Here is a 22,276-nt window from a genome sequence, read left to right as displayed (position 1 = left end):
ATGACGTTGCGTGCGGCAACGTTGGTAAAAGATCTGTTCATAACCGTTGAAGGGGCTTCGCTGAAGCTTTCAGACAATTACTTCGATTTATTACCAAATGTCCCCGCAACCATTGTGGTGGAAAGTAAGGATTTTGATGATTCTAAAATAGAAATAAAATCACTGGTAGATGCCTACTAGGTTTTACAGAGAAGTATAAAAGTTGTTTCGCTTAATTTCAACTTAATGTCCAGATGGACATTAAGTTGAAATATCGTCAATGTACATTTAACTATTTATGTCTTCATTAGCATGTTTCTCCGGAACGTATTCGCTTGGAAGTACTCCATCAGCCTTAAAGCATCTTTTAAAATAAGAAGTTTTAATCATATAACTAGAAAATAACATTTTTATGAAATTGATTTCCATTGTGTTTTTGTTGGCGTTAGCAATAAATTGTTGGTCGAGCCAGAAAAAGCAGGTATATAGTGACAACGAACTGAATGCAGCAAACGAGTTGATTGAAAGAATAATCCCCGGATACTCTGATCAATTCAGTTTAGAAATTATCGAAGAAGAGAAAGATATATTTGAAATAGATCTGAAAGACAATAAGATATGTTTAAGAGGCAATAGCCCTGTATCTCTTGCATCTGCTTTAAACTGGTATTTGAAATACACCTGTAATGCACATTTGTCGTGGTGTGGCGACCAGCTTAACTTGCCTGCCAAATTACCCATGCCTAAAGAGAAGATAAGAAAGATTATTGATGCAAAATACCGGGTTTATTTTAACTATTGCACGCTCAATTATACTGCATCGTGGTGGGATTGGGAACGCTGGCAACGCGAAATTGATTTCATGGCCATGAACGGGATCAATATGCCCTTGTCGGTAATTGGTCTCGAAGGTGTATGGTACAATACCTTACTAAAATTTGGCTTTACCGATGAAGAAGCCCGTTCATTCCTTGTTGGACCAGCTTATTTTGCATGGCAATGGATGACCAACATTCAAAGTCATGGAGGTCCGCTTCCAAAACACTGGATTGATACACATATAGAATTGGGGCAAAAAATCATTAACCGGCAGTTAGAACTGGGGATGAAACCAATACAGCAGGGATTTACAGGTTATGTTCCCCGAGAATTAATGCAAAAATTTCCTGAAGCTGCTATTCTGCAGGAACACGAATGGTGCGGATTTGACGGTACTGCACAACTTGATCCGTTGGATCCTCTGTTCAAAAAAATTGGAACAACTTTTCTGGAAGAACAAAGAAAACTATTTGGGGCGCATGGCACTTATGCGGCAGACCCTTTTCATGAAGGGCATCCACCTAAAGAAACAAAAGAATACCTGAATGCTGTAGGCCATGCTATTTACAATTTAATGACTGAATTTGATTCTGATGCCTTATGGGCCATGCAGGCCTGGTCTATTCGTGAAGATATTGCAACCGTGGTTCCAAAAGGAAAACTGCTGGTATTGGATCTGGGAGGATGGAAATGGGAAACAATCAAGAATTACTGGGGGTACGATTTTGTAGTTGGTAACCTTCACAACTTTGGAGGTCGTATTAATATGCACGGCGATATGCATCTGCTGGCATCTAACCAGTACCAACAGGTAAAAAAGCAAGCCCCCAATGCGACAGGAAGTGGGGTGTTTATGGAATCGATCAAACAAAATCCTGTTTATTACGATCTGGCTTTTGAAATGGCCTTTCATCCTTCAGGAGTGGAAGTTACCGACTGGCTGAATAATTATGCCACACGTCGTTATGGGGAAGAATCGCAATCGGCACAAAAAGCCTGGCAATTATTACTTGAAGGTCCTTACACTAAAGGAACCAACGGTGTAGAGAATAGCTCTATTATTTGTGCCCGTCCTGCTGTTAATGTTAAAAAATCAGGTCCCAATGAAGGCTTTAATATTCCATATGATCCTCAAAATGTGATACAGGCTTTTCAATTGTTACTTAATGATGCCACAAAACTTCAAGGTTCAGAAGGCTATCGTTATGATATTGTTGATTTGCAACGCCAGGTGTTAACTAACCTCGGACAGGAGATACATAAAAAAGCAGCAGAGGCATTCAGAAATAAAAATATTAAAGCCTTTGAACTTCATTCCCAAAGGTTCCTTAATATGTTGCTTGATGTTGACAGGGTATTAAAAACCCGCAGAGAGTTTAGCTTTGGGAAATGGGTAAATGATGCCCGTAATTGGGGAGTTACTGATGAAGAAAAAAGTTTGTACGAATTCAATGCTTCACTTCTAGTTACACAATGGGGAGCCGATAAAATATTTGATTATTCGTGGCGCGAGTGGAGTGGACTGATTTCTGGATATTATTATCCACGTTGGGAAAAGTTTTATGCGATGCTTAATAAGCATCTTGAGAACGATACAGAATACCTGGAAGAAGGTTTACCATTGGTATATGGAAGAGAAACACTTCGGGCCAATGATTTTTATGCCCAGTTGGATGATTGGGAAAAGGAATGGATAAAAAATCCTAAAGACATATCGTCTGAGCCGCAAGGGGATGAACTTGATATGGTTAAATACATATTTGAAAAATATAAATCTTTATTTCCCGAATATTATCAATAAAATCAATAATAACTAAAATATATAGACATGATTAAATTGTCGAATATCCTTTACCTGCTCATCCTTATTTCTATGGGAGCATGTTCAATAAGACATAAAGAACTACAAACGAATTTAAAACCGTTATATCTTGCTGTTCCCGAAGATGTAAAAACCCGTTGGGTCAGCCCCGAAAACCCAACCGGAGAGCCGGGGCAAGGAGGAATGACTAACAAAGGAGCCAAGGGAAATGCGTTTTATGTAATCTCTCCTGGAGAAACAAAAACTATTTTTAATGTGAATGGAGCCGGAATTGTAAATCGTATGTGGCTAAGCGGAACCCTTGGAAAAAACATGATACAGCGCCGTGCAGTGCGTATCGACATGTACTGGGATGGAGCAATAAAACCGGCAGTTTCGGCTCCAATTGGTGACTTCTTTGGTATAGCACATGGATTAATTGCCCGTTACGATAATGAGTTTTTTCAGAGTCCTGAGGCGCGCTCGTTTAATTTTACCATTCCAATGCCTTTCCGTGAATCGGCACTTATTACTGTTACCAACGAATCGGCTACAGAATTGTGGTTGTGGTATGATATAAATTATACCGAAGTGAGCAAATTGCCGGATGATGCCCTGTATTTTCATGCATACTGGCAGCGAGACCTGAATACAAAAAAAGGAATCGATTTTGAAATTTTACCGAAAATAGAAGGGAAAGGCCGCTACTTGGGAACTAATGTAGGTGTGATTGGTGATTCGCTTTCGCGTGGCACATGGTTTGGCGAAGGAGAAATTAAGGTTTATCTCGATGGTGATAACCAATATCCAACCCTTGTGGGAACAGGAACTGAAGATTATATCGGTACCGGATGGGGACAGGGTGAATTCCGTGGACGTTATTTTGGTTCCCTTGTTTCAAATAAAGAATTTGATATTTATGCTTTTTACCGGTACCATACATCCGATCCTGTATTTTTTCATAATGATTGCAGGGTAACTATCCAGCAGCTGGGAAATACCAATGTGACCGAAGCAAAAGCAAGAAGGGCAAAAGGCATCGATTTGGAACCGGTCTGGTATCAAGGTAAGGACAGCGTCCCAACATATCAGGGGCGTTTGCTTGGAGAACACAGTAACCGTAATATTTACGATGAAGACTTTCCAAATTATGTTGGCGTACACTTTTTTCGTAGCGATGATGTATGTGCAACAGCCTATTTCTATTTAGATAAACCAGAGAACAACCTGCCTGGTTTGGCTCCTGTGGAACACCGTTTAAAAGATTTAGATAGTCGTGTATGGAAGGCTAAAAAATAAAAATCACTTTCAATTTTCTAGCAACTTGTTATTATGAATAAGATATTTATATACGCTTTTTTTCTTGTTTTTTTAATTATCTCCGGATGTGCAAAAAAAGGTGACAAACAAGAGATCAACCTTACTTACCTTCTGAACGAAATGGTCGACCGGGAACAAATAACCTATTTCCCGGAGTTGAATTACCGATGTTTACAGTCCAGTAGTTATAACCGCGAATCAATATCGCCTGAAAAGCCTGGTTGGTTTGCCGATAGCGATGGCATTGGTTTTATCCGCACTGAGGAAATTAACGGGCAAACTGAATGGGTAATTATGGAAGATGAGGGGCCGGGAGTGATCACGAAAATCTGGGCGGTTTGTTTTTATTATGGATTGAACGATACCATTGGTGCAAATATTAAATTTTATCTCGATGGTTCCTCTGATCCTGTAATCAATACAAATTTCTTTGCCTTGGTAAAAGGACAGGATTTTGTAAAAGCGCCTTTTGCCGATAAATCAACTCGTGCAGGAAACCTTTATTTTCCTATTCCTTATGCCAAGAGTTGTAAAATTACGATGGATAAAAATACGTTCTATAACATCATTAATTACCGAAAATATCCGGCAGAAACTATGGTTCGAACGTTTAGCATGGGTGAATTTAATGAAACCGCAAAACTTCGTGAGGAAGTGGGCAAAGAACTTGTATCGTATTCATCATCAAAAGGCGTATTTCATCAAAAACAACAGGTTCTGAATAAAGGTGAATCTATCCGAATAGATCTTCCTAAAGGAAATAATGCAGTTACTAATTTAGAGTTTAAAATAACCAATGCAGATAACTTACCGCAGGCATTGCGTTCAACTGTTCTGAGTGGCGAATTTGATGGTGAACAAACTGTTTGGGCACCTTTGGGTGATTTTTTCAACAATGTTGGAAAAATTCAGCCATATGATATGTGGGAACGTTCAGTGGAAGAAGATGGAAGCATGATTTGTCGCTGGATTATGCCATATCATAAGACCGGAACAATAATGCTTAAGAACTTATGGTGCGAACCTGTTGAGCTGATGGTAAATATACGAACCCAGGATTATAAATGGAAGGAAAATTCCATGCACTTTTACGCTTCGTGGCGAATGGATGAACCTACTCCAACTTTCCCATTATTCGATTGGAATTTTCTTTCTGCTGAAGGGAAAGGTGTGGTGGTTGGAGATCAGTGGACGGTGCTTAATCCACGTGAAGGTTGGTGGGGTGAAGGCGATGAGAAAATTTATGTGGACGAAGACTTCGATCGAAATTTCCCTTCGCATTTTGGAACCGGTACTGAAGACTACTACGGTTGGGCCGGAGGAATTGTGCCTACTCCCGACGATCAGTTTTCAAAACCTTTTCTGGGAAATATTATTGTGGGTCATCCACGGTCGATGGGGTACAACGTCTGTACACGAACCCGCGTGTTGGATGCCATTTCGTTCAACGAAAAAATAAAGTTTGATGTAGAATCATCATGTGGTACAAGGCAACGCTGGCATTTTCTTCAATATTCGCAAACTACATTTTGGTATGGAGCACCAGGTGTTACTTACAACCGAAAGCCGCAACCAGAAATGGCTTCTCAAACGCTTCCAACTTTGAAAGGCCTTCAACAAAAAGTGGAAGAAGCTAAAAGGCAGATGTACATTGTTGACGGAGCTCTAGAAGCCGAGATTTTAAAAGTAACGGCAAAAAGTGAGCTCGTTTCAGAAAACCATGCAAGTATTCCTGTATGGGGTGAATTGAGTAGTGGGGCAATGAAAGAAATCTGGTTTGAAACGTTGGGCGATTTTGTGGAAGTGAAGATTACCGAGCAATTCGAAAAATCAGGCATTAAACTAGGTGCAGCAGTTGGAAAGAATTGTGGAAATTTCGACATCTATGTGAATGGTCAGTTAAAAGCTACACAAGATCTTTATTCTAATCATGGAGGAATGACCAACCCGTATATTAATCTGGGAGAAATTGACCCGGTAAATAATGCCTATTTGCTAAAATTTATTTTGAAAGAACCCAATGCAAAAGCTACTCCGGTAAATGGGAAGTATGGTTTGGGCATCGATTTCTTTCTGATAAATAATAATTTTTTAAACCGATAAAATCAATGATGTGAAAATCCTATCATCAGGGAGTGTTTTTAGTCTGAAATTGGATTTGCTACAAAAAGTCGGACAAATTTTCTAAAACCTATGCCACGTTTTTAATTTGATAAAATGCTTGTTCTACTTGATAAGGTGTTTTATATCCCAAAGAAGGGTGTAATCGTTTTCTATTATACCATTTTTCTATATACTCAAAAATGCTAGTTTTAGCCTGTTCTATAGTTTTAAATGAATTGTCATAAACCAGTTCTATCTTTAATGTTTTAAAGAAAGATTCTGCTACAGGATTATCCCAACAATTTGCTTTCCTACTCATGGATTGAGTAGCCAAAGTATTTAACTTCAATAGTTTCCTAAATTCATTTGAGACACATGAAACTCAAGTTACAATATACCACTTTCAGAATGAAAAAGCAAAGGTTGTGTTTGTCTTTCTTTTTGATCAATCTTAGATATAAAAATGAATTTTTAATGCATTTTAAAGTTTAATTGATGTTACAATTAATCTATAACTTGGTTTGGATAAATTTTTAAAATTCGTCGTTGAGCTAACTGGGTAATTTGTATTTTTTTGCTAATGCTTCCGAATCAATATTTTTACTTTCCCTTTTAAATGATGCTGGAGGTATTCCGAATTCTTCTTTGAAACTTTTTGTAAAATATTTAGGATCTTTATAGCCAACCATGTAGGCTACTTCAGAAATACTATAACCATTTTGACTTATCAATATAGCCGCTCTTTTCAACCTTAAGGATTTAACTAAATCTATGAGTGTTTTACCAGATATTTCTTGAAACTTCCTGTAAATGACCGAGTAACTCATATTGAATACTTTTGGTAAGTCTTCTAATTTAAACTCAGGGTTTTCTAGTTGTTTATTAAGTTCTTTTATGAGTCTTTTCATAAAGAGATCATCTTTAGTGGGTTCTTTAATGTTATCAGGATTACTAATAACATCGGATTTATACTTGGAAATTGTATTTTCTTTTGTTTTTAGAATATTGTTTATTTTTAATTGCAACTCATAAAAATTAAAAGGTTTTTTTATGTACTCTATGGCGCCAGTTTGCAATCCTTTTATTTTTGCATAGGACGAGTTTTCAGCTGTTAAAAGAATAATTGGAATATGGGCAGTTGCTTTTTTCTTTTGAAGATGTTTGCACATTTCAAGTCCATCAATTATCGGCATCATGATATCACTGATAATCAAATCGGGATTTTGTTTTTCAGCTAAGCTTATGCCTTCTTTTCCATTTGCGGCAATAAGCAGGTTAAAGTTGCTCGATAAAACATCTCTCAAAAACATTTGCATTTCAATATTGTCTTCAACTATTAAAAGGGTGTGTTTTTTACTGGATTCTTGATTTATTTTAATGATGAAATTTGTTTCCAAAGTTTTAAATTCATCTTCAATGGAATCCGATATCATCGTCGAGTCTTTGGTGAATATTTTTTCATCTTCAGTGAAAATATTGTCCTTGCTCGAAAGTTTAACACAGAAACAGGTTCCATTTTCAGGAGAGGATGTAACATTAATTTCACCTTTGTGCAAGTCAATAAGTTCCTTGGTAAGTGCGAGACCAATACCTATACCCCTATTGTGTTTTCCCAGATCTGATTGATAAAAAAGTTTGAAGACGTCCTGAAGCTCATCTTTTGGGATTCCTGGTCCGGAATCTTGAACCATTATTTTAACCAATTCATCCATTTCATGAAAAACTACCCTAAGGGAGATTGTTCCTTCAGCTGGGGTGAATTTGAACGCATTTGATATTAAATTGTAGATAACGTGTTCGATTTTATCAATATCGTACCAAATATTAATATCATGTTGAGGGAATTGCTGAATAAAGTTAATGTTTTTAAATCTGGCCTGCTCACTAAAGGAAAGTGCTATTCTTTTCAGGTCTTTTACCAAGTTATTTTTTGAAGCATAAACTCTAAGTTTTCCAAGTTCCTTATTTCTAACGGTCATCAGTTCCATGGCTATTCTCGATAACCTTCTGGCATTATTATTTATCATCATAAGTCGCTGGTTCAGTAGTTCATTGCCATTGTCGTTTGCCCTTTTGAGCATATCCGATATGGGACCCATAATAAGTGTTAATGGTGTTTGTATTTCATGTGACATTTTGGCAAAAAAGTTCATTTTAAGAGCATAAAGCTCCTTTTCCTTATTGTTTTGCCATGTCTCTATACGTAATTTATTTTTTAGTTTGAGCCAAACCATAATGCTATACATAATTAATGAACCCAAAATGAAATACAATACATATGCAAGGGGGCTATGCCACCAAGGAGGTTTGATAAATAGATTTATTGAGATAGGTTCAATATTCCACTCATCTATTTTGGTGCCTGCTTTAACCTCAAACGTGTAGTTGCCATATGGTATATTGGTATAGGTGGCCGTCCTTAGGTCTCTTGAGGCAATCCATTCATTGTCAAATCCATTTAACCGGTATGCATAATGATAATCCGTATTTATAAGGTTTCCTAGTGCAGAAAATTTAAAAGAAAATGAGGATTGATCGTAACTTAGTTGCAGATCTTTTACATATTCTACACCGTTCTTTACCTGATCCGGTATAATATTGCCAGCAGGCTTATTTAAAATTTCTATATCGTTTAGATATAATTTGGCCGCGGTATCATTTTTTTCTATTTCGGAAGGCAAAAAAGCGTTTGCGCCATTGTCTCCACCAAAATATAGAATACCATGACTATCTTTAAAGTCACTTCGCCTAACAAAACTAATGTTATGGAAACCATCGGTATGATAATAGGATCTTAGCTCATCCTTTTTTATATTGTAGTGATGGATGCCATTAGTGCTACTTAACCATAAATTATCTGGGTCATCAACCAAGACAGAAGCTATAAAAATACTTCTTAGATGTTTGTTGTCGGCATAGGATTCGAATGAATGGCTTTTTAAATTGTATTTAATGAGTTTTCCCAACGAAGTTAATATCCATAAGGAGCCTTGGTAATCCGGTTTTATGGCGTGTACATTAGGGTGTCTTAAATCTTCCGGGTTTTCAATAAAAAAGTTATGTTTGGTAAAATAGGATTTTTTTAAATCTTCCGGGTTTTCATTGAAACTATATAATTTATTTATGTTAAGGCCTATCCATATCGTACCGTGTTCATCTTCGTTAATGGCCATACATGTTTTGCCAAATAATCCATTATCGTTATAATTAAATGTAGCCAGTAATTGTTGATCACTGTTATATACATTAAGGGTATTGGAAAGGGCAACCCATATCCTGTTTTTTGAATCCTTGAAAATGGTTCTAATATCGGGTGAGGGTGCTTTTGTGGAGTGTATTTTCCTGAAAAGGTTTGTTTTCGGGTTATACACCCATAAGCCATTTTGATAAGTTCCTAACCAAATATTGCCGTTGCCATCCTCTGCCATAGTTTGGATATATCGTCCTTCAAAAAATTTATCGCCTTTCTGATGAGGGTTAAACTGTGTCTTTTTATTGTTCCGCGAAACTTTGTTCAGTCCTTTGCCGTCTGTGCCTAAATATGTTGTTCCATCAGTAGATTTTAAAACTGATAGAATTTTTGTGGTAGCTTCATTTTCTTGACCATTAAAATGTCTAATTTTGTTCGTGTTTTTAGGAAGAATATTAATAACCCTTTTTTTGGACAGTGCCCATATGTTGTTTTTGGAATCTTCGACAATATTAAGTATCGTGTTATCACTTATCGAAAACTTATTGTCTTCTTTGTGGGTAAATAAGGTGAGTTTGCCATTGTTGCAGTTAATATTATATAATCCATCACCATCGGTTCCTGCCCAAATGTTTCCCGAGCTATCACAGAATATTGAAGTAAACATATGATGCTTAGAGGTTTTTCCATCTTTGGTGATGTCGTATTGCTTAAAAAGGTTTTTTTCAGGATCATAACAGTATAGCCCGTTAAGTTCTGTTGCGATCCATAAATGCCCTTGGTTGTCATTTGTAACGAGTATATTTTGGTTGGCCTTTGTAACAAACTCATTAAATATTTCCAATGAATTGGCTCTTATAGAATAATTGTAAATGCTGCCTTCTTTGGTACTAACCCATACTTCGTCAGGACTTGTTATAGCAATCGCGACTATGGCTTGTTGTCTATCCTCTTTTTTTGGTAGTTTAAATACTTGAGCTATTTTGTTGGAATCCAGATTATAGTTGTAAAGTACACCACTTGCTGATCCAAACCAAACGTTATTGTCCTTGGGTTTAATAGATAATATTTGTTCGTTGTTGTTATTATTTTTAATAAATTCCTTATAAGAGGTCTTTTCGCCGTTGGTGGCAATTTTAACGAGCTCACCCTTAAATGATGATATCCAAAGGTTTTCTTTGGTATCTTTAGATAACAAGAAATTTTTGTCCTGGGTAAAATCATTGCCAAAAACAGTAGATAAGGGTTTGTCGATAAAATCGTAGCCATTGTATCTATATATATTATTTCCTTCTGTAAAAACCATGTATCCTAAATGGTCTTCGGTAAAGGATGTTCCAACAGGAAAACGATTGTTTAGTTTAATAAAGTTCGATTCTGTTTGAGCATAGCATATCGAAAGTAAATTAAAAAAAATCAGAAAGCATAAAGACTTTGCATAGTTGTTCATTGCTTGAGAAATGTTTTCAGTTATGAGTATATCCCAAAGTTAAAAGTTTTCAATAATTAAAAAAAGAAAAGAACTTAATAATCAATAGTTTAATTTCTATTGTTTAGAATGGTGGAATAAATAGGCTAAAAGAGTAGGTATATTAATCAACAATAATTGCTGAGTAAAATACCTACTTTTTTAGGAAAAAAAATCTACGGTGAATACATGAAAATATTAACAGATTTGTAACACTGTCCCAAGCATATCGAGAAATTTTATAACGCTTTAATATATCATTGAAAAAAATAGATGAATACAAGAAGAAACTTTATTAAAAAATCGGCAATTGGGGGAGTTGGAATAGTTACGCTTCCCAATTTATCTTTTGGACTTTCTGGAGCAAAAGAAAAGGATAAACTAAAACTAGCTTTTATTGGAGTGGGACTAAGGGGGACTAACCACCTTAGAAATGCTTTACAAAGAGATGATATTATTGTAACAGCTATTTGCGACATCGATCCAAATAGAATATCAATTGCTTTAGATAAGATCGCGAAGACGGGTCAAGGGAAACCATTAGTTTTTGGCAGTGGAGGAGAGTATGACTATAGAAATTTATTAGAGTTAAAAGAAGTAGATGCAGTTATTATCGCGACGCCTTGGCTATGGCATACCCGTATGGCCAAGGATGCTATGTTGGCTGGAAAATATACAGGTTTGGAAGTATCGGCAGCCAATACTTTAGAGGAATGCTGGGATTTGGTCAATACACATGAGCAAACAGGTACCCACATGATGATTCTTGAAAATGTGAACTATCGTCGTGATGTTTTAGCGGTTTTAAATATGGTAAAGCAAAACGTGTTTGGTGAACTGGTGCACTTTAGGTGTGGCTACCAGCACGACTTACGCTTCGTCATGCTTAATGACGGGAAGAGCGCTTATGGCAAGGGTGTAGAGTTTGGGGATAAAGGGATATCGGAATCCGTATGGCGGACCCAGCACTCGGTATTAAGAAATGCCGATGTCTACCCAACACACGGTGTGGGACCTATAGCGGCTATGTGCGACATAAATAGAGGTAATAGGTTTGTATCGTTAACCTCACACACTACTAAAAGTAGAGGAATGCATAATTATATAGTTGAAAATGGCGGTGTAAATCACCCAAATGCAAAAGTAAACTTTAAAATGGGAGATGTTATTACCTCTACCATTGAAACAGCCAATGGAGAAACTATTATTATTACTCACGATGTACACCTGCCAAGACCCTATTCATTAGGCTTTAGGGTTCAGGGAACTAAAGGTCTATGGGAAAAAGATGGTGATAGGATATATATAGAAGGTCAATCGAAAAAGCCACACCGATGGGATGATTCTAAGGAGTTGATACAAAAATATGACCACCCATTATGGCAAAAATATGGCGAACATGCCTTGGGGGCGGGTCATGGCGGTATGGACTTCTTTGTATTGCAAGCCTTTGTAGAATCGGCCAAACAAAATATAGCACCGCCAATGGATGCTTACGATGCTGCGGCATGGAGTGCCATTACGCCTTTATCCGAATTGTCTATTGAAAATAATGGAGAGCCACAGGATTTCCCTGATTTTACAAGAGGCATGTGGGTAAAGAGTAAACCTTATAACTGGATTAAGGACAATTATTAAACATCTAACTTAATATTATCAATATGAAAACTAAATCAATCTTTAAATTATGAGAAAAAAACTAACTTTTAAACTTTTAGGAATTTTGCTGTGCTTTACTTGTGCTTTACAGGCACAACAAAAAACAGTTGAGGGAACTGTTACCGATGAGTCTGGATTACCTTTGGTGGGAGCAACGGTGGCCATACAGGGAAAAACCCAAGGAGCATCTACAGACTTTGATGGTAAATACTCCCTAACGGTTAATGAAAATGATGTTTTGTATATATCGTATATTGGATATATCGCAACAACAGTTCCGGTAGCGGGAAAAACAACGGTTGATATTTCATTGCAGGAAGACATTTCACAACTTGATGAAGTGGTCGTTGTAGGTTTTGGCACACAGAAAAGAGATAATGTTTCTGGATCCGCATCCTTTGTTAAAATGGATGAAATTATTGCGGATAGACCTATTACAAATGCCGCCGAAGCGCTTCAAGGAGTAGCAGCAGGCTTGCAAGTTACAATTACTTCAAATCAACCAGGGAATGATGGTGTTGGAATTAATATTGGTGGATTTACATCTATTAATGGTGGTTCTCCGTTGGTTTTAATCAATAATGTTGAAGGAAGTTTGGAGGACTTAAATCCAAGGGATATAGAATCCATATCTATACTAAAAGATGCTGCAGCCAGTTCTATTTATGGAGCCCGCGCTGCGTTTGGCGTTATACTTGTAACGACAAAAAAAGCAAAACGTAACCAAAAAGTAAGATTTACATTCGATACCACCACAAGTCTTTCAATAGCAAATGATTTACCAGAAAAAGCTACTACTAGAGAATTTGTAGAAGCACTAAACGAATGGGGTGTTAGAGATTATTTTGCAGGTCAAAATATTCAAGACTGGCTAGGGTATTTAGATTTATATGATACAGATAGAAGTCAATTAAATTTTATTACTGATCCTGTTAGTGGAGAGGCCTATCCAATTCATTTTGATACTGCTAATTCGCAGCATTACCCTTTAGCAGAATCAGATCTTGTTGATAAATTTTTGGGGAATTTTGGCGTTGTTACAAATCATAATTTTACGGTTTCTGGAGGAGGCGAAAAAGTAGCTTACCGTTTAAGTACAGGCTATAGCTACGAGGATGGTGTTATGGTAACCAATCAGGATAACTTTAAAAAGTATAATATTAATACTTCTTTAACGGCAGATTTAACATCTAATTTAGAATCTAATACCAATATTATGTATAGATCTAGTGTGCAATCTAGGCCAAGAGCATCCTACTCACAAATGGTTCAGCAGCGTATGTTTGACCCTACGGGATTCATTGATATTGATGGAGAAGCTTTTCCTTTCGATTCACCTGACAATCTAGTAAAGTATACTGAACCTGGTAAGAGGTATATTGACAATTTGAGATTATATCAACAATTAAATTGGGAAGTTTTTAAAAACTTAACCTTAACAGGAGAATATACTTATTCTAAAGATTTACAGAATACAGTAGCAGTAAATAATGGGCAACGTTTTGCAAGAACACACTTATATACAGTTAATGGTACAGCAGATGATGTCTTTAATAATAGTTCTTTATCTAGAACCAAAAGACAAACGGTTTATAATGCCTTAAACTTATATGGTACTTATACTGCAAGTTTAGGTAGCCATAATTTTAAAATAACTGCTGGTTTAAACCGTGAAGAAGAGAATAGAGAACTATTATCAGTTTCTAGAAATGGTTTAATAGACATAAACACACCGACTTTTGAATTGGCCGAAGGTCAAGATTTTGATATTAGTGAGGCTTTTTATGATTGGGCAGTTGTGGGTTATTTTAGCCGTTTAAACTATAATTTTAAGGAACGTTATTTTTTAGAAGCTAATTATAGGTACGATGGATCTTCAATATTTGCAGAAGGAGATCGTTTTGTCGGATTGCCTTCCTTCTCTGCAGCTTGGAATATAGCAAAAGAGCCTTTTATGGAAAGTGTAAAGTTTATCAATATGTTAAAGCCAAGATATTCATGGGGTGAAATTGGTAACCAAATTGCCAGAAGACCTAATAGTAACGCTAGAGATTACTATCCTTTTAATCCCGGTTATGAGTCATTTTCTGCTAGCTGGCTTAACCCTGCTACAGATATTCGATATGTTACCTTTAACCCTGCGCAATTAATAAGCGCTGGGCTAACTTGGGAGGAAATAGTATCTTCTACAATAGGACTCGATGTTAGTATGTTTAAAAATCGATTAAACGCAACTTTTGAAATTACTAGAAGAGAAACTAATGGTATGTTAAGAGCAGGAGAGCCACTTCCAGGGATTTTAGGAACAGATGCGCCTTTTCAAAATGTAGCCGATTTAGAGACTAAAGGATGGGGAATTGATTTAGGTTGGAGAGACCGAATAGGAGATTTTAGATATAATATTAATCTTAATGTTTTTGATAATTATTCAGAAATAACAAAATTTAATAATCCAGGTCAACTTTTAAGTGATTTTAGAGAAGGTCAAAGGTTAGGTGAAATTTGGGGCTATGTAAGCGATGGTTATTATACAGTTGATGATTTTGTAGAAGGGACTTTAAATGCAGATTTGTCTGGTGAAAATAGGCAATTAAAACAGGGAGTAGCTACGTTTACAGGACGTACACCTTATCCTGGAGATGTGAAATTTAAAGACTTGGATGGTGATGGAATAATTACAAGTGGAAATTCTTCACTTATTACAGACGTGGATGCTCAAGGTAACCCAATTACTAATTCTGAAGGAGAAATTACAACAGGGCCGGGAGATAGAAGAGTAATTGGTAACTCACGTAAGCGTTATCAGTTTGGTATTAATGGATCCGCATCCTATAAAGGGTTTGATATTTCTTTTATACTATCAGGTGTAGGCAAAGAAGATGGTTGGAGGAATTCGGATCTCGTATTCCCATACCGTAGTGTATTTGATAATATATATAAGCACCAACTGGATTATTGGACCCCAGATAATCAGGACGCTTTTTTTCCGAGAGTTTATGGGGATCCTAATAACGGTAATACAGGAAGTAACTACGGCAGAAGTATGCGAACACAGACAAAATATTTAACCGATGAAAGTTATTTGAATATTCAAAACATAACTATTGGTTATACTTTGAATAGTCAATTTTTAGATAGAATAAATGTTGATAATCTTAGAGTATTTGTATCTGGAAATAATGTATATAGGTTCGATAAATTATATAAAGGTATTGATCCAGACCAAGATTCGGACGGAGTTTATCCCGTAATGTCTAAGTACACTTTAGGCGTTAACTTATCATTTTAAAAAAATAGTATTATGAAGAAAATTAAATTTGTTTTAACTTTTGTTATCGGATGTTTGTTGATTATAGCCTGTAACAATGATGATTTTTTAGATAAAAAACCAAAAGATGAACTATCAGTGGCGACTATATTTAGTAGCTACAACAATATAAAGACCTATGTATGGAGTTTTTATGATTTTTTGGAGGCTTATCCAGCAAGCACAACTTGGTCTGCAACAAGAGATTTAGAAGGGGACTTAATGATGTCTGGAGGTAGGCCTTCTTATATTTATGGAGAGTATAATATCCCTACAAACGATGGAAGGTATTCTGGTTCTTATATTAATATAAGAAAAGTAAATATTATGTTGGATAATATATACCGTGCAGGATTGTCTGAAGAAGATGAAGCGCATTGGAGAGGTGTAGGTTTGTTTTTTAGAGCCCATGAATACTTTACGTTGTTGTCAACCTTTGGAGGTGTCACTTGGGTGGAAAATGAGTTAACTGATCAGGATTTGGAACTTCTATATGGATCTAGGGATAGCAGGGACCTTGTAGCGGATAATATTCTTAGAGATCTGTTATTTGCAGTTGATAATATTAAAGAGAATGGAGATGGTGATAATACTATTAATGCTGATGTTGCAAGAGCTCTATTATCTAGATTTGGGTTGTTTGAAGGCACATGGCGGAAATATCATGGTTTGGTAAATGCCGATAAATTCCTTAATGCTAGTATAGAAGCTTCAGAAGAGTTAGTAGATAAGTATCCCGTGATTATGGATAATTATGATCATGTTTTTAATAGTGATGATTTAAAAGGCAAGCCGGGTATTATACTTTATAAAGAATATGTTATAGATCAGTTAACGCATACCATATCTACAAATACACGATCCACTAATAATAAGTATGACATAACAAGAAAAGGAATTGATCAGTTTTTAACTAAAAATGGAAAGCCAATATACAATGCAACCAACACAGAGTTTTTAGGAGATCGAAACTTTAACGATGAATTTAAAAATCGTGACGACCGTTTGCTCATTATGACGCCTCCGCCTTATCAGGTCACAGGAAATGGAGCTCAAGATTTCGGATTCTTATCTGATAATGAGTTAGATCCAAGTCGTGAATATTTCCCAATATTAGAAGCAATTACAGGAGGGTTTCCTTATAAAAATTTACCTGATAGAAATTGGTCTGGTCGTGTAACTGGCGAAGTACCTAATTTTACGAAGCTTACACCAACCCAAACCAATAACGGATATCGCTTCTGGAAAGTCTGGAACGAGCATAACTATAAGACCTCTAGTCAAGATGTAAGTGATATGGCAATTTTTAGAATGGGTGAAGTGATGCTAAACTATGCCGAAGCTACTTTTGAAATGGGACAATTTACTCAGGCGATAGCAGATGCTACTATTAGCAAATTAAGAGCCAGAGGGGGAGTTTCAGGAATGGTTGTTGGAGTTATTAGCTCAGATTGGGATCCTATGAGAGACCCTAGTGTAGATCCTGTATTATGGGAAATTCGTAGAGAAAGAGCAGTAGAACTTATGGGGGATGGTTTTAGACGTGATGATTTGAGACGCTGGAAAAAAATGGACTATGCTACCGAAGTAAAATTGGGTAGATGGGTAAAGAAGTCTGACTATCCAACTGTAAGAATCCAAAACAATGCTCCTGAAGGCTATATAGAGTATTTGGAGGATGTTCCTCCTGCATTTTCAGAACACTATTATTTGTATCCTATACCATCTAGTGAACGAGTTATAAACCCTAATCTAGAACAGAATCCAGATTGGTAGTGATGAAATTTAATAACTATGAAGGCGGGTCTAGTCCCGTCTTCTTTTAAAAACTTAAAGTATGAGAAGTGAAAAAACATATAAAAACAATTTTTTGAAAAGTGCAACATTATGCATAGTTGCTTTTTTTATAGCATGTTCTCCTAATGAAAATGGTTATAGAGACAAAAATAAAGCTGTAGACCCAAGCCTTTTATCAACAGTGGATATTTCGGCTTCAGCTACCGAAATTTTCGCCGAAGAATCTGTAACTTTTACTGATAATTCTAGTAATGGTCCTGTTTTATATTCATGGACTTTTGAAGGAGGTACTCCTACAACAAGTAGTGAAAAAAATCCTGTGGTTACTTATCCTGCAGCAGGTGTTTTTAGTGTTAGCTTAAAAGTAAGAAACGCATATGGTATTAGTGAAGAAGTGACTTTTGAGGACTACATTACAGTAGAAGGTGCGCCAATTCCGTATCTGTCTAATTATGCTTTTAATGGAAATTTGGTAGATAAAGGATTAAATAAATTCGATGCACTTTCCAACTACGGAGACCCCACGTATGCAGAAGATCGTAAGGGTAATGCAAATAGCAGTTGGCAGGCTCCAGATGTTGCCGATCAGTATTTGACAATCCCAGGTTTTAAAGGTATTGGTGGGGACAATCCGCGTACTGTGATGGCATGGTTTAAATTGCCACCAGAGGTAACTAATCGTAGTACTATTGTGTCTTGGGGAACGAATTCCATTACAAAAATGTTTAATATTATGGTTCACGGGTCAAGAATTAGAATTGAGGCAGGGTCATCAAATGTTAGGACTGATGAAGCTTTTATTTTTAATGATAATGTGTGGCATCATTTGGCTGTTTCATACGATCCTACAGATGGACCATATTTAAAAGACGTTAAAATTTATGTTGATGGTGTTTTAATCCCAAATGCAACGGATGCAACAGGATCATTTAATTCTGAAACCAGATTAATCGATACAGATTTAGCTGGCGATGTGATGATAGGTCAGGCTATTTATAATGCAAACCATAGGTTTAAAGGGGAAATAGACGATTTAAGGATTATTGATACAGCATTACTGCCCGCAGAGATTTCTGCTGTAGCAGCAGAATAATATAAAATAATAGAAATTCTAAAAAGGAGGTGTCTTCGATTTGGTTCATAATCTTGACGTCTCTTTTTTTATCTATGTCTTAACCAAAATTGCAAACAAATTTTTACCCAAATTAACCCTTAACAAGTGGAATTAATGAGAAAAATAATAAACATAAATGTTTTAAGAATAACCTTTGTGCTATTTTTTTATGCTATGATTTGTTCCTGTTCCGATCATGGTAATACACCTTTTAAATATCGCCAAGTAGAAACAGAAGAAGAAGGTCAATCTAATGGAGATGAAAATCAAGATAATGGACCTGCATTAATATTTACCCCAAACGAAAGTTTTTTCTCTCCTATTGGGACCTTACGTGCTAATCTAAGGGATAAAACCTCAGGTAATGCGTATAACAAAAATGAATATTATGATTATATCCATAATTGGAGTGTGTTGTCCGATACCATTGTTTTTGGAATAGACATTAAAACTCCAGGAAGTTTAACCATAAAACCAGAAATGGCAATACCTTCAGGTCAAGAAGGTTCCATCTTGAACATATATCTAGATAATACGAGTAAGGAAAGCGTATTAAAAGCAACGGGATCAGTAGAAAACTATCAAATTCAGGAAGGTGTGACTTTTGACAATGTGAATACTGGTTTTCATATATTGAAATTGCAATTAAAAACGCTTCAAAATTCTGGAGCAGAAATAGGACGCTTTAACAATTTGCACATATCAGGTAAAGCAACCAAAGATGCCGAAAATGTTATGCGCCGCTATCGGGCAAATGCGGTTCACTGTAGTTGGGGTACAGAAAGCAGTAACCCTGTGGAAATTAGTGTACATGAACTCACAATTATAAGTAAATCTCAAGATTTTTACCAACCTATTACTACTGTTTTTGGATATACAGGCTCAACATGGGATAAGGACACACAATCCTTTGGGGGGTATAATTTTTCCCTTTGGTCATATGGAGAAAACGATCCCGTGCCTCCTTTTTATCAGGAAAGCCATTTAATAGCCGTGGGGCCTGGATTAGTATTTGGCTCGTATGGACATGAAGGTACCGGGGTTAAACCAAGAGGACCAAACCCTTATGTAGATAAAAATGTGAGTACTCAAACTATAGCTGTACGTATACAACCGGGAGAAGTTTACGATACCTACTGGAGTTATTATTTAAGCCCGGTAGATGGACATTGGAAACTTTATGGTTGTGGTAAAAAGTATAATTCTAATGGACAAATAAAATATTTAACTACAGGGGCGTTTGTAGAAGTGCCAGGGCCTGCGGATAGAGTGAGAAATGGAAATGAGATATGTGAAACTCAATATAGGGGATGGCAAATGGATACATCAGGTAACTGGTACCCTATAAATACTATCAGGGGGACTTCAAGACAAAGTGATTTAAGCTTTAGAGATTGGAGGATAGTAGGAAATAAGTTTTCCATGCAAATGGGAGGCTGGGGAGAACCTGGTATAGAGAAGAAAACACTTATATTAAGTAATCCCGATTCTACACCGAATTACCTCGAAGGGGCATATTTAGATGAACTTTATAAAATGCCAGCAACGTTTGTTCATAATGCCCCCGACGAAATTTTGAGTAATTCGGCCAAATTGAATGTTAACATAACAGATTTGGGAACTAATGCCAGTGCACAAATTTTTTGGGGAACAGAAGAGGGGCTTACCAAGGAGGAGCGTTGGCAGAACAGCAAGAGTTTCCAAGTTTCAAGTGGTGTAAAAATAATTACTTTGGATAATTTGTTAAGCAATACAGAATACAAGTATCGAGTTAAAATCACCAATGATCAAGGAATTACATGGTCTTTCGATACGCAGAAATTTAAAACTCTTGAATAAAATGAGACTAATTAAAAACATGATTTTTGGAATAAAAATAATCTTTGTTTTTTTTGTAAGTATATGTTTTCAATCCTGTAAAAATGGAGAGAAACATGGAACAAGTATTGAAACGAGAAAACCAAACATAATCTATATTTTAGCAGACGATTTGGGTTACGCCGAAGTAGGGGCCTATGGACAGGAAAAGATTGAAACACCTAATATAGACGCACTAGCAAAGTCTGGAATGTTATTTACACAGCATTATTCGGGAGCTCCTGTCTGTGCTCCAGCGCGTGCATCATTAATGACTGGAAAACATATGGGGCATTCGCCAGTTAGGGGGAATGATGAATGGGGAAGCCGAGGCGATGTTTGGAGCTATGTAAAAATGGCTCAGGATTCTACCCTTGAAGGTCAAGCACCCTTAGGTGCAGATGTGGTTATCTTGCCTAGATTGCTCAAAAAGGCAGGTTACACCAATGGCATGTTTGGGAAATGGGGGCTTGGGGCACCACATACCGAATCTATTCCAACAAAAATGGGATTCGATTACTTCTTTGGGTACAACTGTCAGCGTCAGGCGCATACCTATAACCCCTTACATCTTTATGAAAATGAAGTGCGTTACCATTTAGCCAACGACACAGTACCACCCAATACAAAATTGGATGAAGGGGCAGATCCTTATGACGAAGCCTCTTATGGCAAATACAACCAGCCGTACTACTCTCCTGAAGTGTCCTTTGAAAAAATGATAGCTTTTGTTGATGGTGTAAAAGAAGAACCGTTTTTTATGTATTGGGCTACACCCATACCGCATGCGGCTATTCAGGCACCTAAACGTTGGGTTGATTACTATGTGGAAAAATTTGGAGAAGAAGAACCATACTTGGGTCAAAAAGGCTACTTTCCTGTACGCTATCCTCACGCCACTTACGCGGCTATGGTATCGTATTTCGATGAAAATATCGGGAAGCTTATTGAACATCTAAAGAAAACGGGGAAATACGACAATACACTTATCATATTTTCCAGTGATAATGGCCCAACTTACAATGGTGGCACAGATTCGCCCTGGTTTGACAGTGCCAAACCGTTCAAAAGTGAATACGGTAGGGGCAAGGGCTTTGTATATGAAGGCGGGATACGTGTCCCTATGATCGCTTCATGGCCTGGCCATATTGAACCTGGTACTACAACCGACCACATTTCAGCTTTTTGGGATGTCATGCCAACACTGTGCGAGGTGGCTGGCGTGGAGACTCCTGGCGGCACTGATGGCATAAGCTTCCTGAACTCCCTGACCCAAAATGGGGGGCAGAGGGTCCATGAATACCTATACTGGGAATTTCCGGAGTACAACGGTCAGGTAGCCGTAAGAATGGGTAAGTGGAAGATACTTTGGAAGAATATTAAAAAAGGGAATAAAGACATCGAACTATACAATATAGAACTAGATCCAGCAGAAGCAGCCGATGTAGCAGCCGATAATCCTGAAGTTATAAAACGTCTGTTTGATATCATAAGATCAGAGCATAGCACACCTCTAGTGGATAGGTTCAAGATTAAAGCTATAGAGGAGATGACGGCACAAAGTGAAGAAGATTAAAATAGAAAACGTTCTGTCGTTAATCTTTAAACTTTTTAATAAAAAAGAATTCCTTGACGCTCAGCGTCGGGGTTTCCGTTGAAATTGTCATTCCCGTTAAATCGTAGATTCATGAATACCTTAATTTGAAATATGTTTTGATGAATAAAACGGGAATCTAAACACAGAATTTCGGTTTTTGCCTTGTAGGGTCAAAATGAAACGAGCGAAACCTGTACAGAGACAGAACTTGTCGAAGTATACCCCCTGAGGGTCTGCCTCGGGGATAGTTCGTTTCAAGAAATTC

General features: G+C 36.8%; 11 protein-coding genes and 1 pseudogene. 10 read left to right on the top strand and 2 right to left on the bottom strand.

Going from position 1 to position 22,276, the window contains the following annotated elements:
• The 4 genes from ABD792_RS09250 to ABD792_RS09235 all read left to right on the top strand — a co-directional run.
• Positions 1–180 (top strand): glycoside hydrolase family 2 protein (locus tag ABD792_RS09250; RefSeq protein WP_345005645.1); only part of this gene is annotated, 180 nt, incomplete at its 5' end.
• Between the two features lie 211 nt (positions 181–391).
• Positions 392–2,599 carry an alpha-N-acetylglucosaminidase gene (locus ABD792_RS09245; protein ID WP_345005643.1) on the top strand — a complete coding sequence of 736 codons (2,208 nt, stop codon included), beginning with the start codon at positions 392–394 and terminating at the stop codon, positions 2,597–2,599.
• Between the two features lie 27 nt (positions 2,600–2,626).
• A complete protein-coding gene (locus ABD792_RS09240) occupies positions 2,627–3,898 on the top strand; it encodes a glycoside hydrolase family 172 protein (RefSeq protein ID WP_345005642.1) in 1,272 nt (423 codons plus the stop codon).
• 141 nt (positions 3,899–4,039) lie between these two features.
• Positions 4,040–6,022, top strand: coding sequence for a glycoside hydrolase family 172 protein (locus ABD792_RS09235; protein ID WP_345005641.1), 1,983 nt, complete (start codon positions 4,040–4,042; stop codon positions 6,020–6,022).
• Positions 6,023–6,110: 88 nt separating this feature from the next.
• Here ABD792_RS09235 and ABD792_RS09230 read toward each other — a convergent pair.
• Together ABD792_RS09230 and ABD792_RS09225 are read right to left on the bottom strand one after the other, a co-directional pair.
• Positions 6,111–6,350 (bottom strand): annotated as a pseudogene (locus tag ABD792_RS09230) (transposase); the annotation flags it as partial.
• Between the two features lie 223 nt (positions 6,351–6,573).
• On the bottom strand, positions 6,574–10,662 hold the full coding sequence (locus ABD792_RS09225; protein ID WP_345005640.1) for a hybrid sensor histidine kinase/response regulator transcription factor: 4,089 nt from the start codon (positions 10,660–10,662) through the stop codon (positions 6,574–6,576).
• Positions 10,663–10,953: 291 nt separating this feature from the next.
• Between ABD792_RS09225 and ABD792_RS09220 the strand changes: the two genes are divergently transcribed.
• The 6 genes from ABD792_RS09220 (at position 10,954) to ABD792_RS09195 (ending at position 21,990) form a co-directional block, all read left to right on the top strand.
• A complete protein-coding gene (locus tag ABD792_RS09220) occupies positions 10,954–12,318 on the top strand; it encodes a Gfo/Idh/MocA family protein (RefSeq protein ID WP_345005639.1) in 1,365 nt (454 codons plus the stop codon).
• A gap of 49 nt (positions 12,319–12,367) precedes the next feature.
• Positions 12,368–15,628 carry a SusC/RagA family TonB-linked outer membrane protein gene (locus ABD792_RS09215; protein WP_345005638.1) on the top strand — a complete coding sequence of 1,087 codons (3,261 nt, stop codon included), beginning with the start codon at positions 12,368–12,370 and terminating at the stop codon, positions 15,626–15,628.
• A gap of 12 nt (positions 15,629–15,640) precedes the next feature.
• Positions 15,641–17,422 carry a RagB/SusD family nutrient uptake outer membrane protein gene (locus ABD792_RS09210; protein WP_345005637.1) on the top strand — a complete coding sequence of 594 codons (1,782 nt, stop codon included), beginning with the start codon at positions 15,641–15,643 and terminating at the stop codon, positions 17,420–17,422.
• A gap of 61 nt (positions 17,423–17,483) precedes the next feature.
• Positions 17,484–18,536, top strand: coding sequence for a LamG-like jellyroll fold domain-containing protein (locus ABD792_RS09205; protein ID WP_345005636.1), 1,053 nt, complete (start codon positions 17,484–17,486; stop codon positions 18,534–18,536).
• 135 nt (positions 18,537–18,671) lie between these two features.
• Positions 18,672–20,396, top strand: a complete 1,725-nt coding sequence (locus ABD792_RS09200; RefSeq protein WP_345005635.1) for a DUF3472 domain-containing protein — start codon at positions 18,672–18,674, stop codon at positions 20,394–20,396.
• A gap of 1 nt (position 20,397) precedes the next feature.
• Entirely contained in the window at positions 20,398–21,990 is a 1,593-nt protein-coding gene (locus ABD792_RS09195; RefSeq protein ID WP_345005634.1) for an arylsulfatase, read from the top strand.
• The last annotated feature ends 286 nt before the right edge of the window (positions 21,991–22,276 follow it).

The sequence above is a fragment of the Snuella lapsa genome (genome assembly GCF_039539345.1).
In the GTDB taxonomy this organism is placed as follows: Bacteria; Bacteroidota; Bacteroidia; order Flavobacteriales; family Flavobacteriaceae; genus Snuella; species Snuella lapsa.
The sequence above is the reverse complement of the archived record's forward strand: the minus strand, read 5'-3'. Positions and strand labels throughout refer to the sequence as shown.